Source organism: Faunimonas pinastri (genome assembly GCF_900110915.1).
Lineage (GTDB): Bacteria > Pseudomonadota > Alphaproteobacteria > Rhizobiales > Afifellaceae > Faunimonas > Faunimonas pinastri.
In genome coordinates, this window is sequence record NZ_FOFG01000008.1 from 119,201 (window position 1) to 133,279 (window position 14,079).

A 14,079-nucleotide genomic window follows, 5' to 3' on the forward strand; every position below is an offset into this window, starting at 1 on the left:
AATTCGCGGCCCGCGCGGAGCCGTCCAGTGTCACAACGGCCTTGCCTTCGTCGGCCGGCGCGACATCATCTCTTTATTCGCCAAGGCACATCCCAAGGAGGACAGACCACATGCAGCCGCAGGTGACGGAGACCGAAATCAGGGTGCAGAGTTCAAAGGTGGATCTCGGCGACACCCTTCCGGCCCATGCGACGGAGAGCATTCAGCGACTGTCGTCCAAATATCTCGGGCAACTCAACAACGCCGCGGTGCACTTCAACAAGGATGGCACCCTGTTCCGTTGCACCGTGACGATGCAGATGGGCTCGCTCGCTCCCATGAACGGGGAAGCCAAGGATCGGGACATCTACACTGCCTTCAACGCCGCGCTTGACAAGGTCGCCAAGCAGCTGCGGCGGACCAAGCGGCAACTGCGCGAAGACAAGCCCGAGCGAACCGACAAGGACGCCCTGCTCAGGGATGGGAATCACGCCGCCACCGCTTCCGACGAAGAGGAATAGCGGCGGACTTCACGAGGGGCGCGGCATAGGTCAGTCGCGCCCCTCCCTGTGCGACCTGCGGTTGCGCGGAAAATGAAACGCACGCGATGAAAGAAAGAATGTTGCCGGAGGGCAACATAGACAGAAAAGCCGCCATCGCCTCAGCCCAGACAGCTGCGGTTAGTCGGTCGTTTCCGCTCATTAACTCTTAAGGTGTAGACGAAGTAACAGTTTCACCTGTCACCCTTCGCCTCACATCCAATAGCGGGATATCCGATGCGCATCTCCTCCCTCACGCTTGCTTCCGTGCTCGCTCTGGTCGCCGGTCCGGTTCTCGCAGCCGATCTCCCGATGCATGAAACCGCCCCCGCGCCGATCGCGGTGGTGGCTCCGGCACAGACCTGGACGGGAGCCTATCTCGGCGCGCTGCTGGGTTACACCTGGGCAAATGCCAGCCTGAACACGGATCTCGGCGGTGTGGACCTGGATGGCGACGGCGTCGATGGCGGCGTGTTCGCCGGCTACAACTACCAGATGGGCAACTTCGTGGTCGGCGCGGAAGTGGATGCGCGCTACTCCGATACCCATGCGTCCGAAGCCGGCCTGAGCCTCCGTCAGGGCTGGAACGGCACGATCCGCGGCCGCGTCGGCTACGCGATGGACCGCGTCATGCTGTTCGGCACCGGCGGCTTCGCCGCGACGGAACTGCGCGCCAAGTTCAACGGCGACAAGGAAAATGTCGGCGATTACGGCTGGACGGTCGGCGGCGGCGTGGAAGCCATGGTCACGGACCACATTCTCGCCCGAGTCGAATACCGCTACACCGACTATGCCAAGCAGGACGTCACGGTTTCCGGCGTGCGCGGTCACGGCGACGCCGACACCAACTCGGTGCTGGCGGGCATCGCTTACAAGTTCTGAGATCGGCGGATCTTCGATCGGAAAGGCCCGGCATGTCCGGGCCTTTTTCTTTTCGGGGCTTCTTCCGGGCTGCCGCTAGCGCGAGCGCGAAAGTCCCTTTTCCGCCAGTTCCGCCAGATAGCCCGCCCAGAGGGTCTCCCGCTCGCGCCCGAGCTTGAGCAGGTAGCCCCAGGTGTAGAGGCCGGTATCGTGCAGGTCGTCGAAGGTCAGCTTCACCGCGTAATTGCCCACGGGGTCGATGCGGATCACGGCGACCTTTTCCTTGCCGCTGACCATCTTCTTCTGGTCGGGCGAATGGCCCTGCACCTCGGCGGAGGGCGACATTACCCGGAGATATTCGGCGGGGAATGGGAAGACCTCTCCGGTATCGAACGCGATGGTGAGGGTCGAACCATCCTTGGCAAGGCGTAATTCCGTCGGCCACGGATCTGACAAGGGGAACTCCTGAGTGCGGCAAAACTTCTGACGCGGGCCACAAGGCTTTAACCCGAGGGCGTCCCGGCCTACATGAGACGGAACGGCTTCCGGGGCAAGCAGCCCTGGAGCGATGAGGAACGGACGATCGTGCTTCAGAGACTGACGGACAATGCGGAAGCGACGAACGGCTCGCTCGTGGATCCCTTCGGCCGTGCGATCAGCTATCTTCGGGTGTCCGTCACGGATCGCTGCGACTTCCGCTGTGTCTATTGCATGTCGGAGCACATGACCTTCCTGCCCCGGAAGGAACTGCTGACGATCGAGGAACTGGAGCGTCTCTGCCGCGCCTTCCTGCGCAAGGGCGTGCGCAAGCTCCGCATCACCGGCGGCGAGCCGCTGGTCCGCCGGAACATCATGCAGCTTTTCGAAACGCTCGGTAGCCATATTGGCACCGGAGAGCTCGACGAACTGACGCTGACGACCAACGGCTCGCAGCTGGAACGCTACGCGGCCGGTCTTCATGACGCGGGCGTGCGCCGCGTCAACGTTTCGGTCGACACGCTCGATCCCGACAAGTTCAAGGCCATCACCCGGCGCGGAGACCTGGGCATCGTTCTCACCGGCATCCGCGCGGCGCAGAAGGCCGGCCTTGCCATCAAGATCAATGCCGTGGCGCTGAAGGGCGTCAACGAGCACGAGATTTCCGACATGATCCGCTTCGCCCACGGCGAGGGGATGGACATCACCTTCATCGAAACCATGCCCCTTGGCGAGATCGAGGGCGACCGGACCGACCAATACCTGCCGCTTTCCGAGGTGCGCCGACAGCTCGGCGAAGAGTTCACGCTGGAGAAGATCCCGCACAAGACCGGCGGCCCGGCGCGCTATGTCCGACTCTCCGAAACGGGTGGACGGGTCGGCTTCATCACGCCGATGAGCCATAATTTCTGCGAGAGCTGCAACCGCGTGCGCGTGACCTGCACGGGGACGCTCTACATGTGCCTCGGCCAGGAAGACGCCGCCGATCTTCGCGCGCCCCTTCGCGCCTCGGAGGGCGACGAACTCCTGTCCCGTGCGATCGACGAGGCGATCACGCGCAAGCCGAAGGGGCACGATTTCGTCATCGATCGCGCCACCCAGCAGCCCAGCGTTTCCCGCCACATGAGCGTCACCGGCGGCTGATCGCCGTTCAGATATCCGACAGCATGCGGCAAGGGTTCGCTGGACTGCCGCGCCGGCTGGGTTACTGGTGAAGGGACTCCATCTTTCGGGAGATTCCCTTTGCGTCCTGACCTGACGGAAAATCTCCGCCGACTTTCGAAGGTCGGAGCCGTGTCGCTGAGCGTTTTCCTCGCATCCTGCGCCGCGGTGCCACGGACGAGCTTCACGGCTGCGGACGAAGCCAAGGCCACCGTCCACGGCATGGGACCGGATATCCGCATCTGGGCGGATGCCTCGCTCGCCGATCTCAACAAATTGATGCCGATTGAGCGGATCGCGGCCCGTGAAACGGACCACCGGTTCGTCTATCTCGCACTTTCCGGCGGCGGCGGCGACGGAGCCTATGGGGCCGGCATTCTCAAGGGCTGGGCCGAATCCGGCAAGCGCCCCCCATTCGACGTCGTGTCCGGCGTCAGCACCGGCGCGCTGATCGCGCCCTTCGCTTTCCTCGGCCCCCAGTATGACGACCGGCTGCAGAAACTCTTCACCGACGGCTATGCCAAAAACCTCCTGGCCGACATCCAGCCGCTGAACGCGATCTTCGGCGCCGGCGTCTTCAGCAACCAGCACCTTCGCGACCTCGTGAACAGAAACGTGGATGGCAGGATGCTCGCGGCTGTCGCCGAGGAATATCGCAAGGGCCGCGTTCTGCTCGTGCTCACCACCGATCTCGACGCCCAGCGGGGCGTGATCTGGAACATGGGCGCTATCGCCGACAGCGGGTCTCCGCAGGCCTTGTCGCTGTTCCGGAAGGTGCTCGTGGCATCAGCCAGCATCCCGATCGTCTTCCCGCCGACGCTGATCGAGGCGGAAGCCGGCGGCAAGCACTTCCGGGAGATGCATGTGGATGGCGCGGTGACGACGCCGATCTTCACCCTGCCGGACGCGATGCTGCTGCAGGGCGCCCAGGCGGCGCGGGCGCGCAAGGGCGCCGATATCTATGTGATCATGAACAACAAGGTCGATCCTGACTTCAAGGTCGTGCCCGACAAGACCATCGAGATCGCCGGCCGTTCCTACGCCAGCATCAGCAAGTTCCAGAGTCGCGGCACGCTGTTCCAGACCTACCGGTTCGCGAAGGCGAACGGAATCGGCTTCCACTTGACCTATATCGGCAAGGACCAGCCGGAAGACGGCGCAACCGGCTTCGATACGGACTACATGCGCCATATCTTCCAGTACGGCCGGGAGAAAGGCCGTACCGGATCATTCTGGCAGGCGGCGCCGGAATTGCCGAATGTCGGCAAGCCGGCGCCCGTGGTCGCTACTGCTCGATGACGATGCGCGGGGCGGGCCTGCGGCTCCCCTGCTCGGCCACCAGCCGCTGCGCCACATTGGCCGCGATCCGACGATAGATCGCCGCATGCTCGCTGTCGGGCATGGAAACCACCACCGGCGTGCCGGCGTCGGAATTGGCGCGGATATCCATATGCAGCGGCACGGCACCCAGGAACGGCACGCCGATGCGGCTGGCCTCGTGCTCGGCGCCGCCATGGCCGAAGATATCGGACCGCTCGCCGCAATGCGGGCAGACGAAATAGCTCATGTTCTCCACGATGCCGAGCACCGGCACGTCGACGCGGCGGAACATATTGAGCCCCTTGCGCGCATCGATCAGCGCCAGGTCCTGCGGCGTGGAAACGATCACCGCGCCGGCAAGCGGCACCTGCTGCGCCATGGTGAGCTGCGCGTCGCCCGTGCCGGGCGGCATGTCGACGACGAGCACGTCGAGCTCGCCCCAGGCGACTTCGCGCAGCATCTGGGTGATCGCGGACATCACCATCGGCCCGCGCCAGATCATCGGAGTTTCCTCCTCCACCAGGAAGCCGATCGACATGGCTTTCAGCCCGTAAGCCTCCAGCGGCTTCAGCATGCGCCCTTCCAGCGGTTCCGGCCGGCCCTTCAGCTGCATCAGGCGCGGCACGGAGGGGCCATAGATATCGGCGTCGAGCAGGCCGATCTTGAGGCCGAGACCCTGCAGCCCCAGCGCCAGGTTGATCGCGGTGGTCGACTTGCCGACGCCGCCCTTGCCGGAAGCGACCGCGATAATGGAGCCCACGCCGGGAACGCCGGCCTTGGGGGGATTGCCACCGCCGGCGCCGCGACTGGCGGGCGCGGCCGGAGCGGCATGGGAGTGACCGGAATGGCCGGGCGAGGCGGCGCGACCGGCCGGGGGAGCCGCGGGAGCTGGCCTGGGGGTCGGCGCTCCGGCACCGCCCCGCCGCTCCGCCGTCAGCGCGACCATCGCGGATTGCACGCCGGGGATCGCTCGCACGGCGGCTTCCGCCGCCTGCCGCAAGGGCTCCAGGTCCCGCGCCCGCTCGGCCGGAACGGTGATGGAAAACATGACCTTCCCGTCCGAGACGATCACGTCGGAAACCAGCCCGAGGCCGACGAGGTCACCCGTCCCGTCCGGTCCCTTTATCCTCCGGAGCTCGTCGAGCACCCGGTCCCTGTCGATCACAGCCATGAAATACGTCCAAGAGTCTGTAAGAATTCCAACCTGACATATTGCGCCGGCGGGCCAGATCAAAGCCGTTCCGCAACGAATGCGCTATAAAGCGGCAGATGACGTGCCGCGCGAAGCGATGGGGATTGCCGAAAGCCCTTGCAGCGCAGACATTAGCGCCATGACGAATCCTTCTACCGCCGAGCAAGCGGACGCAAAGCTGCCGGTTGCCGGGATTATCCTCGCCGGGGGCCTGTCGCGGCGGATGGGCGGCGGCGACAAGCCGCTGCTCTCCCTTGCCGGCCGGTCCATGCTGGCCCGCGCGGTCACGCGTCTGCGCGAGCAGGTCGACTGTCTCGCCATCAACGCCAATGGCGACCCGGCGCGCTTTGCCGAGTTCGGCCTGCCGGTCATCCCGGACACGCTGGACGGCAATCTCGGTCCGCTCGCCGGTATCCTCGCCGGCATGCGCTGGGCGGTCTGCAGCTGCCCCCGGGCCCGCTTCATGGTGAGCGCCGCGGCCGATACGCCATTTTTCCCCGGCGATCTCGTTTGCAACCTCGGCGCCGGCTGCGGGCGCGACGAAGACACGGTTGCCATGGCCGCCTCCCCCGCCGGTACGCATCCGGTCTTCGCGCTCTGGCCCATCGCGCTGGCCGACGAGCTGGAAGCCTTTCTGAAGAAGCAAAGTGACGGCGCCAAAATCCTGTCCTTTGCCGACCGCTACCTGCGGATCAACGTGCCCTTCGACAATATCCGCGCCGGAGGCATCGAGGTGGACCCGTTCTTCAACGTCAATACGCCCGAGGATGCGGAAGAAGCCGCTTCGATCGCCCGCACGATCGACACCTGAGGTCCATCGATGCCTGAGAGCGGCGGGACGCAAGATCCCTGCGATGTTCTTGAAGCCGGCCAGAACCCCCATTGCACGATTTTAATTTCTGGTTGAAATTGCGGCAACGCGTGGGCCCGACGAAAAGCCCGCGACACCAAAGGGGATGTCGAATGTCGTTTTTCAGGAGCCTCGCTCTCGCCGCCGCCGCCATGGTGCTTGCCACCGGGGTGGCCAGCGCCAAGGACTGGACCAAGGTTCGCTTCGGGACGGAAGGCGCCTACCCGCCCTTCAACCAGACCTCGGCCGACGGCAAGCTCGTCGGCTTCGACATCGATATCGGCAACGCCCTTTGCGACAAGATGAAGGTGCAGTGCGAGTGGGTCGTGCAGGACTGGGACGGCATCATCCCGGCGCTCCAGGCCAACAAGTTCGACGCCGTTCTCTCCTCCATGTCGATCACCGACGAGCGCAAGAAGATCGTCTCGTTCTCCGACAAGTACTACACCTCGCCGATCGCCTTCATGGCTCCGAAGGACGCGAAGCTCACCGACATCTCGCCCGCCTCGCTCGCCGGCAAGACGATCGGCACGCAGAGCTCCACGATCAGCGCCAACTACCTGCAGGACCTCTACGGCAAGTCCGACGTGAAGCTTTATCCGACGCAGGACGAGGCCAATCTCGAGCTCGGCAACGGCCGCCTCGACGTCGCGGTCGCCGACAAGTTCGTTGCCTATCAGTGGCTGCAGACGGATGCCGGCAAGTGCTGCGACTTCGTCGGCAAGGACGTGACCGAGCAAAAATACGTCGGCGACGGCATCGGCATCGCCTTCCGCAAGGATGACGAAGGCCTCAAGGACAAGGTCAACAAGGCGCTGGCCGAAATTCGCGCCGACGGCACCTACGCCAAGATCAACGCCAAGTACTTCCCGTTCTCCATCTACGGGGACAAATAAGGTCGTCCGGGAGGCGGTTCGCCGCCTCCCTTTGTCCTCCGGAAAAGGGCCGCCATGCCGATGATTGGGGAATTCGGGCCGCATGGCTGACCTTCTGAAGCTTTTTTCCTACGGAACGACCGGCTGGGGCGACGAGATCCTGGCCGGTGCCTGGCTGACGATCCGGCTGGCGCTGGCGACGCTTCCGTTCGGCCTGCTGGTCGGCTTCGGCGTCGCGCTCATGAAGCGCTCGAAAAGCCGCTGGGTGCATGGCCTCGCCAGCATCTACGCCACCGTCTTCCGCGGCCTGCCCGAACTCCTCACCCTCTTCCTGATCTATTACGGCGGCCAGCTCGTCGTGCAGAAGCTCGTGGGCCTGATCTCCTCCGACGTGCAGATCCAGGCGAGCGCCTTCCTCGCCGGCATGATCGCGCTGGGCCTCGTCTTCGCGGCCTATGCCAGCGAGGTCTTCGCCTCCGCTTTCCAGGGCATCACGCGCGGCCAGTGGGAAGGAGCCCACGCGATCGGGCTGAACCGGACGCAGACGATGTTGCTGGTCATCGTTCCCCAGCTGCTGCGGCTGGCGCTTCCGGGCCTTGCCAATCTCTGGCTCAACCTCCTGAAGGATACGTCGCTGGTTTCCGTGATCGCGCTGGCCGACCTTCTCCGCCAGACGTCGCTGGCCGTGCATGTGACCAAGCAGCCCTTCCCCTTCTATCTCGTCGCCTGCCTGCTCTATCTCGTGATGTCGATCATCTCGACGTTCGGCATCGTCGCCATAGAGCGCTGGGCGGAACGGGGACAGGGGCGGCGCACGAACGAGCGCGGGGCGCTCGCCTGATGCTCGCCTGGCTCCAAGCCTTCATCGGAACGGACCTCCTGGTCCAGTATGGCCCGCGGCTTCTGCACGGATTGCAGATCACCATCGAACTGGTGCTGATTTCAATCTGCTGCGGCATCGCGCTGGCGCTGCCCCTGGCGCTGGCCCGGCTCTCCAAAAGCCGGCTCCTGCGGGGACTTTCCCTCTGCTACGTCCAGTTCTTTCGCGGCACGCCGCTCCTGGCGCAGCTCTTTCTGATTTATTACGGCGCCGGCCAGTTCCGCCCGGCCCTGCAATCGATCGACCTCTGGTGGTTCTTCCGCGACGCCTTCAACTGCGCCGCCCTGTCGCTGACGCTGAACACCGCCGGCTATCAGGCGGAGATCTATCGCGGCGCGATCCGCTCCGTCGCACGCGGGCAGCACGAAGCCGCCTATGCCCTCGGCATTTCCCGGAGCGTGGCTTTCTGGAGAGTGATCCTGCCGCAGGCGGCGGTCGTGGCGCTTCGCCCGCTCGGCAACGAGGTGATCCTGATGATCAAGGGATCGGCGGTCGCCAGCGTCGTCACCGTTTTCGACATCATGGGCGAGACGCGGCTGGGCTTTGCCCGCTCCTTCGACATGCGCGTCTATCTTTATGCCGCGGTGCTCTACCTCGTACTGGTAGAAATCCTGCGGCGGATCTGGGACCGGCTGGAAGCGCGGCTGACGCGCTACCTCCGCCGCAGCGACCGGACCGAGCACGTGGAGCGCGCGGTCACGCAAGCGGGTCCCGCGACACACTGAAGTACAGGAGCAGGATTTGGCCAAAGTCGCCTTTATCGGGCTCGGCGTCATGGGCTACCCCATGGCCGGCCACCTCGCGAAAAAGGGCGGGCACGACGTCACCGTCTATAACCGCACCACCGCGAAGGCGGAAAAATGGGTATCCGAATTCGGCGGCCGCTCGGCTCCGACGCCGCGCGAGGCAGCCGAGGGCTGCGATTTCGTCTTCTGCTGCGTCGGCAATGACGACGACGTCCGCTCCGTTACCACGGCGGAAGGCGGCGCCTTCTCGAGGATGAAGGCCGGGGCGGTCTTCGTGGACCACACGACGGCCAGCGCCGCACTCGCGCGCGAACTGGACGCAGCGGCGAGGAAGGGTGGCTTCCATTTCCTCGATGCGCCCGTCTCCGGCGGCCAGGCAGGCGCCGAGAACGGCGTGCTCACGGTGATGGTCGGCGGCGAGGAAGCGGTTTTCGCGAAGGCCGAGCCGGTGATGGAGGCCTATGCCCGCAAGATTGGCCTGATGGGCGAGGCAGGGGCCGGCCAGCTCACCAAGATGATGAACCAGATCTGCATCGCCGGGATCGTTCAGGGCCTGTCGGAGGCCATTCATTTCGGCCAGACCGCCGGCCTCGATTTGGAGAAGGTCGTGGAGGTGATCTCCAAGGGCGCGGCGCAGTCCTGGCAGATGGAGAATCGCCACAAGACCATGATCCGTGGCGAATACGAGCACGGCTTCGCGGTGAACTGGATGCGCAAGGATCTTGCGATCGTGCTGGATGAGGCGCGGCGCAACGGCTCGACCCTGCCGCTGACGGCGCTCGTGGACCAGTTCTATGGCGACGTGCAGGCCATGGGCGGCGGTCGCTGGGATACGTCGAGCCTCCTGAAGCGGCTCGGCAACGGCTGACAGCGAAAGGGCGCCTTCCCGGGGCGCCCTCTCTTCCTACTTGCTGGCTTTCGCGACCGCGTCGAGTTGCATGTAGGACAACGGCAGCGCCGTCGCTTCCTTGATGCGCTCCATGGCGAAAGCCGATGACACGTCGGTGATGTCGATGCGCGAGACGAGCTTCTTGTAGAAGGTGTCGTATGCCTCGATGTCGGGCACCACGACCTTGAGCAGGTAGTCGATGTTGCCGCTCATCCGGTAGAAATCGACCACCTCCGGAAATTCCGAGATGATCCGGGCGAAGCGGGTCAGCCAGTCCTCGTTGTGCTGGTTCGTTACGATGGAGACGAACACCGTCACCTTGGCGTTGACCTTGGCGGGATCGAGAACGGCGACCCGCCGCTTGATCACGCCGTCCTCCTCCATCTTCTGGATGCGCCGCCAGCAGGGCGTGGTGGAAAGGCCGACGCGCCGGCCGATCTCCGCGACGGGGATAGTCGTATCCTCCTGGAGGATGGTGAGGATCATGCGATCGAGGCGATCCATCGGGGTACTTTCAAACCGTTTGAAGCGGTTTCTCTGCGACGGCGCCGCAAATCCGTCAAGTTCTGCCGCTCTTCGACTTGCCTCTTCCCGGACTTTCTCCGGCGCCACAAACCCCGATGCCGCTCCGATTACAGCAGGCGATGCGAATGCTTAACCATGGGGGATGCGCGAATATTAAGACTTCCCGGCTTAGAAAACCGGTTCAACCGGCAGGACCCGCGATGATTCCAGAGCAGGACCATCCCCCGCTCCCCCGCGCTGAGTTTTCCTCCCGGACGGTTCGCCGTCGGATGATCATGCGCGCCCTGATCGGCGACGTGCGCGTCCTCGATCATCCCCGCAACGGCCTGTTTCATTTCGAGCAGGAGATGGCCGCGCAGTTTGCGACCGACCGGCAATCCTCCGCGCTGATCATTCCCGCGCTGATCCTCGTGATGGGCGTGGCGATCGGCCTGCTCGGCAATCCGCGCACGGCGCTCGTCTGGGCAACGGTGATGCTGCTCACCCACGCCTACGCGCTGCAGGGATGCCGCCGGTTGCTGCGCGAACTGCCCGACAGCAAGGACGTTGCGGATGCCCGGCGGCGCTTCGTGCGCCGCGATCTCGCCTACGGCCTCTGCTGGGCGGCCTTTCCCCTCCTGATCCCGCAAAGCGCCAGCATGCAGATGGCTGGCGGCCTGGAGATCGTGCGTCTGGCGGCCGTGATCGTCGTACTGGCGATCGGTGCCCTGCTCTCCTCCACGATTCCCGCCGCTGCGGTCGCCGCCACCTTGCCGATCACGCTCTGCATGGCGCTGGCGCACATGATCGACCCTAATTTCTTCAACGTCATGATCGCGCTCTGCACGCTCGGCGCCGAGATCCTGTTCCTGCACCTGAGCAGCCATCTCTATAGCCAGCATGTTCAGACACTCTCCTATCGCGCGGAAAAGGACGCGCTCTTCGCCGAGCTGGAGCAGTCGAAGGCCGTCTCGGAGGAAGCCCGGCGGCGGGCGGAAGCGTCCAACAACGCCAAATCGCAGTTCCTGGCGACCATGAGCCACGAGCTGCGCACGCCGCTGAACGCGATCCTCGGCTTCTCCGAACTGATGCGGAGCGAGATGCTCGGCCCCGTCGGCAACGCGGCCTATCAGGATTATCTCGACGACATTCACAACAGCGGCCAGCACCTGCTGAAGATCATCAACGAGATCCTGGATCTGTCGCGCATCGAGGCCGGCAAGCGCGAGTTGAATGAAGAGCTCATCTCGCTCGTCGCCGTCACACGCGACGCGCATTCGCTGCTGGAACTGCACGCCCGCAACAAGAACATCCGCGTCCTCGAGGTCTACGACCGGGCCATGCCGAAGATCGTGGTGGACGAGCAGGCGATCCGGCAGATCGTGCTGAACCTGATGTCCAACGCGTTGAAGTTCACCCCGACGGATGGCGAGATCACGGTGAAGGTCGGGCGCACGCAGGCGGGCGGCCAATATATCTCCGTCCGCGACAACGGGCCGGGCATCCCAGAGAACGAGATCCCCGTCGTCCTCTCCGCCTTCGGCCAGAGTTCCGTCTCGATCAAGAATGCCGAGCAGGGAACCGGGCTGGGCATTCCGATCGTGCAGGCCCTGGTGGACCTGCATGGCGGCAACTTCACGCTGCGCAGCCAGCTGGGCGTCGGCACCGAAGCTATCGTTACCTTGCCCGCCAAGCGCGTGGTGTCGCCCTTCGCGCCGGCCGTCGCGCGCCCGGCTCGCCGGGAGGAGCCCAAGCGGCCGAACCGGCTTCGCATGAGCGCCTGAGCGGTTCCGCCGACCTCAGTGAGTCGTAGGAGGCCGGGGCTCGCTGCCCTTTTCCGCGACGCCCGCGTCTCCGAAGGTCGCCATGCCCGCATGGGTCGCGACCGCCGCCCGGACGATGCTGGCAGCGATCGCCGCGCCCGTGCCCTCGCCGAGGCGCAGGCCGAGATCCAGCAGCGGCTTGCGGCCAAGACGCTGAAGGACCGCGCCATGCGCCGCTTCCGCCGAGCAATGGGCGAAAAGGCAATGGTCGATCGCATCGGGCCGCATCGCATGGACGATGGCGGCGGCGGCGGTCGTCACGAAACCGTCCACGATGACGGGAACGCGCTCCATCCGGCCCGCGATGATGGTGCCGACCATGGCCGCGATCTCGCGCCCGCCCAGCCGCCGGAGGATTTCCAGCGGGTCGCGAGTGCTGCCGATGCGGCCCACCGCGGCGGCAACGGCCTCGGCCTTGCGCGTCAGCCCGGCATCGTCGACGCCGGTGCCACGCCCGACCCAGTCGGCAGCCTCGCCGCCGTAGAGAGCGTGGAAGATCGCGGCGGCGACGGCCGTGTTCCCGATGCCCATCTCGCCCAGCCCGACGAGATCGATGCCGCCGGAAATCGCTTCCATCCCGTAGGCGATGGTGGCCGCGCAGCCCTTCTCGTCCATAGCGTCGGTCTCGACGATGTCGCCGGTGGGATAGTCGAGCGCGAGCTCGAACACCTTCAGGCCGAGCTCGTAGGTCGTGCAGAGCTGGTTGACCGCCGCCCCGCCGCTGGCGAAGTTCTGCACCATCTGATGCGTCACCTCCGGCGGAAAGGCCGAGACGCCACGCGCGGCGATGCCATGCGACGCGGCAAAGACGGCGATCAGCGGCCGGGTCACGGTCGGACGGCTGCGGCCCTGCCAGGTGCCCATCCATTCCGCCAGGCTTTCCAGCTGGCCGAGGCTGCCGGCCGGCTTGGTCAGCTGCGCCTCGCGCTCGCGGATATCCTCGGCGGCATGCTCGTCCGGCCCGGGCATCTCGTCGAAAAGGTTGCGGATATCGTCGAAGGGCAAGCCGGATGCCGAGAAGGCCATGTTAGGTCCAGTACTGGGAAGCTTTCGGATTTCGGCCCGTTATAGGCGGAGCCGGCCCGGACCCAAGTCCTTTTTGACGTGATTTCGGGGTTTGGCCAGATGCGCGAGACGACAAGCCGCCTCTTCCGGCTCCCGGGCGATGTCCGGGCCTGCCTTTCCTTTTTCTCCCGCCTGCCGATCCGGACGGAGCACGATCGGCCGTTCGATCTGGGCACCAGCATCGGCGCCTGGCCGCTGGCCGGGGTAATTCTGGCGATCGTTCCGGCGCTGCTCCTGCTGCTGCTCCGCTCCGCGCACATGGTGCCGACGATCGCGGCCGCCCTGACGCTGGCGGCCACGGCCGGGCTCGGCGGCGGCTTGCACGAGGACGGACTTTCCGATTGTGCCGACGGCTTCGGCGGCGGCCGCACGCGCGGGCGCAAGCTGGAGATCATGCGCGACAGCCGAATCGGCAGCTACGGCGCGCTGGCGCTGTTCTTCACCGGCCTGATCCGGGTGGCCGGCCTTGCCAGCCTTTCCCTCGTCTTCTGGGAAGGCGCCGTCGCGCTCCTCTGCGTCGCCGCCATCTCCCGCGCCGCCGCGATCTGGCACTGGCGCGCCCTGCCGCCGGCCCGCGATGACGGGCTGGCGGTCGCCGCCGGAGTACCGGACCGCGCCTCCGTCGTCATCGCCACGGGCTTCGGCATCGTTGCCGCGATCCCCCTGCTCGCGATCTTCGGCCTCAGCGCCATTCTCGGCTTGGCACTGCTGGCGGCGGGTGTCGCGGGCTTCACCTCGCTCTGCCGCCACCAGATCGCCGGGCATAGCGGCGATACGATCGGGGCCAGCCAGCAGATTGCCGAGGCGCTGCTGTTTGCCGGGCTCGCGACGTTCTGGCCGGCCCTTTTCGGCGGCTGAGCGGAGCCTCGGACGAACGGAACGGACCCCGCCGCTGGTCCGTTAATTCCGCGAGGAAAA

Annotated in this window: 15 protein-coding genes; 11 read left to right on the top strand and 4 right to left on the bottom strand. The window is 65.4% G+C overall.

Annotated features, from left to right (window positions below):
* The first annotated feature begins 110 nt into the window (after positions 1-110).
* Both hpf and BMY25_RS11975 read left to right on the top strand, forming a co-directional pair.
* A complete protein-coding gene (gene hpf / locus BMY25_RS20835) occupies positions 111-500 on the top strand; it encodes a ribosome hibernation-promoting factor, HPF/YfiA family (RefSeq protein ID WP_177176838.1) in 390 nt (129 codons plus the stop codon).
* A gap of 255 nt (positions 501-755) precedes the next feature.
* On the top strand, positions 756-1,400 hold the full coding sequence (locus BMY25_RS11975; RefSeq protein ID WP_092496881.1) for an outer membrane protein: 645 nt from the start codon (positions 756-758) through the stop codon (positions 1,398-1,400).
* A gap of 75 nt (positions 1,401-1,475) precedes the next feature.
* On the opposite strand, the gene BMY25_RS11980 is transcribed toward BMY25_RS11975, so the two are convergent.
* The gene (locus BMY25_RS11980; protein WP_092496882.1) at positions 1,476-1,835 is read right to left on the bottom strand and encodes a gamma-butyrobetaine hydroxylase family protein; all 360 of its coding nucleotides are present in this window, start codon (positions 1,833-1,835) and stop codon (positions 1,476-1,478) included.
* A 129-nt stretch (positions 1,836-1,964) separates the two neighbouring features.
* Between BMY25_RS11980 and moaA the strand changes: the two genes are divergently transcribed.
* Positions 1,965-2,999, top strand: a complete 1,035-nt coding sequence (gene moaA, locus BMY25_RS11985) for a GTP 3',8-cyclase MoaA (RefSeq protein WP_238858301.1) — start codon at positions 1,965-1,967, stop codon at positions 2,997-2,999.
* Positions 3,000-3,149: 150 nt separating this feature from the next.
* On the top strand, positions 3,150-4,316 hold the full coding sequence (locus BMY25_RS11990) for a patatin-like phospholipase family protein (protein ID WP_238858302.1): 1,167 nt from the start codon (positions 3,150-3,152) through the stop codon (positions 4,314-4,316).
* On the opposite strand, the gene apbC is transcribed toward BMY25_RS11990, so the two are convergent.
* Positions 4,303-5,508, bottom strand: coding sequence for an iron-sulfur cluster carrier protein ApbC (apbC, locus tag BMY25_RS11995; RefSeq protein WP_092496884.1), 1,206 nt, complete (start codon positions 5,506-5,508; stop codon positions 4,303-4,305). The two genes, BMY25_RS11990 and apbC, sit on opposite strands and share 14 nt — an antisense overlap.
* Before the next feature lie 103 nt (positions 5,509-5,611).
* Here apbC and mobA point away from each other — a divergent pair, with 103 nt between their 5' ends.
* The 5 genes from mobA to BMY25_RS12020 all read left to right on the top strand — a co-directional run bounded on the left by mobA (position 5,612) and on the right by BMY25_RS12020 (position 9,748).
* Complete coding sequence (gene mobA / locus BMY25_RS12000; protein ID WP_238858303.1) at positions 5,612-6,340, top strand: molybdenum cofactor guanylyltransferase MobA; 729 nt, start codon at positions 5,612-5,614, stop codon at positions 6,338-6,340.
* A 152-nt stretch (positions 6,341-6,492) separates the two neighbouring features.
* Complete coding sequence (locus BMY25_RS12005) at positions 6,493-7,275, top strand: ABC transporter substrate-binding protein (protein ID WP_092496886.1); 783 nt, start codon at positions 6,493-6,495, stop codon at positions 7,273-7,275.
* Between the two features lie 82 nt (positions 7,276-7,357).
* Complete coding sequence (locus BMY25_RS12010; protein WP_092496887.1) at positions 7,358-8,095, top strand: ABC transporter permease; 738 nt, start codon at positions 7,358-7,360, stop codon at positions 8,093-8,095.
* Entirely contained in the window at positions 8,095-8,859 is a 765-nt protein-coding gene (locus BMY25_RS12015) for an ABC transporter permease (RefSeq protein WP_092496888.1), read from the top strand. Before BMY25_RS12010 ends, BMY25_RS12015 begins: the two co-directional genes overlap by 1 nt.
* A 16-nt stretch (positions 8,860-8,875) precedes the next feature.
* Positions 8,876-9,748, top strand: a complete 873-nt coding sequence (locus BMY25_RS12020; protein ID WP_092496889.1) for an NAD(P)-dependent oxidoreductase — start codon at positions 8,876-8,878, stop codon at positions 9,746-9,748.
* Positions 9,749-9,784: 36 nt separating this feature from the next.
* Here the strand turns inward: BMY25_RS12020 and BMY25_RS12025 are convergent, their stop codons facing one another.
* Entirely contained in the window at positions 9,785-10,273 is a 489-nt protein-coding gene (locus BMY25_RS12025) for an Lrp/AsnC family transcriptional regulator (RefSeq protein ID WP_092496890.1), read from the bottom strand.
* Between the two features lie 296 nt (positions 10,274-10,569).
* On the opposite strand from BMY25_RS12025, the gene BMY25_RS12030 reads away from it, so the two are divergent.
* Entirely contained in the window at positions 10,570-12,057 is a 1,488-nt protein-coding gene (locus BMY25_RS12030) for a sensor histidine kinase (RefSeq protein WP_092497010.1), read from the top strand.
* A 15-nt stretch (positions 12,058-12,072) separates the two neighbouring features.
* Here BMY25_RS12030 and cobT read toward each other — a convergent pair whose 3' ends face one another.
* Entirely contained in the window at positions 12,073-13,122 is a 1,050-nt protein-coding gene (gene cobT / locus BMY25_RS12035; protein ID WP_092496891.1) for a nicotinate-nucleotide--dimethylbenzimidazole phosphoribosyltransferase, read from the bottom strand.
* A 99-nt stretch (positions 13,123-13,221) separates the two neighbouring features.
* Here cobT and BMY25_RS12040 point away from each other — a divergent pair, with 99 nt between their 5' ends.
* Positions 13,222-14,019 carry an adenosylcobinamide-GDP ribazoletransferase gene (locus tag BMY25_RS12040; protein WP_092496892.1) on the top strand — a complete coding sequence of 266 codons (798 nt, stop codon included), beginning with the start codon at positions 13,222-13,224 and terminating at the stop codon, positions 14,017-14,019.
* Positions 14,020-14,079: the final 60 nt, after the last annotated feature.